The sequence below is a fragment of the Bacillus sp. AFS037270 genome (assembly GCF_002585305.1).
The window spans coordinates 1-365 of the sequence record NZ_NUNF01000121.1 but is presented as its reverse complement, the minus strand read 5'-3'; the positions used below and the strand labels follow the sequence as shown (position 1 = coordinate 365).

The 365-nt window shown below is 41.6% G+C and carries 1 protein-coding gene; it reads right to left on the bottom strand.

The features are described 5' to 3' along the window. Nucleotides 1-363 (bottom strand): CBS domain-containing protein, encoded by a 363-nt coding sequence (locus COD92_RS31030; protein WP_255295314.1) that lies wholly within the window; start codon nt 361-363, stop codon nt 1-3. Nucleotides 364-365 lie beyond the last annotated feature (2 nt).

Sequence of the window (365 nt, the reverse complement as noted above, 5' to 3'; positions counted from 1 at the left end):
TTATTGAAGCGGTCGAGAAATATCACTTAACGCATCCCCTGCTTCATTAATATGAATGTTAACTGTTGCCAGGTCACCAATAGCACAAATGCCAACCAATTCTCCATTTTGGACCACAGGGATACGGCGGATTTGATTATCAGACATCAAACGAGCACATTCATGTGCATCTGTATCCGGAGAACAGGTAATTACATCTGAAGTCATTACATCATGGCAATGGATTGAGCTACAGTCTTTTCCATCAGCAACACAGTTAAGGACAATATCACGGTCAGTCATCATTCCCACCACTTTTTTACCTTCACAAACCGGTACGGAACCACAATTAATATCACGCATAATTTTTGCTGCAGCTGTCACTG